1 protein-coding gene is annotated in these 501 nt (G+C 43.9%); it reads left to right on the top strand.

All coding sequences use genetic code 11. The features are described from left to right. Positions 1-128 precede the first annotated feature (128 nt). A complete protein-coding gene (locus KUL49_RS20725) occupies positions 129-410 on the top strand; it encodes a hypothetical protein (RefSeq protein ID WP_131138463.1) in 282 nt (93 codons plus the stop codon). The last annotated feature ends 91 nt before the right edge of the window (positions 411-501 follow it).

The raw sequence follows: 501 nt of genomic DNA, 5'->3' as shown, positions 1-501 counted from the left end.
AGTAGCATATAACAACCCAATCAACACACTCACTTCGTTCGCTGGGACGCATACACGCGGGGCGGCTGCGCCATTATGCCCCACATGTCTGCGCCCGTTATTGGAAAGTTATGTGTCACAGGAATTTTATGGATAAGTTGATGAAATGGAAGCTAATTGAAAATGAACTTTGGCAAGCTCATCAACTCCTTCCAAAGAATATCAAACAATCTGATTTTGGTTATAGAGAAGTAGATTTCTTAGAGTATCTCAGTCATAACGAGCTTCGGTTGGCGATGGAAGAACTAGATGGAGTTATAGTGGACAATCCTTCTCCGTCTAAAGAGTTTTGGCAACACTTGGTGAACGCCGCAAACCTTATGAATAGTAAAAAAGAGCCAACTTATAGGCAGTTTATAGATGCCACATAACAAAAAATTAAGTCGCCTGCTGGCGCAGGCTGGGACGCTAACACGCAGGGCCGCTTCGCTATTATGCCCTACGTGTTATCGCCCCTTATTT

The sequence above is a fragment of the Alteromonas sp. KUL17 genome (assembly GCF_006538305.1).
GTDB classification, from domain to species: domain Bacteria; phylum Pseudomonadota; class Gammaproteobacteria; order Enterobacterales; family Alteromonadaceae; genus Alteromonas; species Alteromonas macleodii.
The sequence above is the reverse complement of the archived record's forward strand: the minus strand, read 5'-3'. Positions and strand labels throughout refer to the sequence as shown.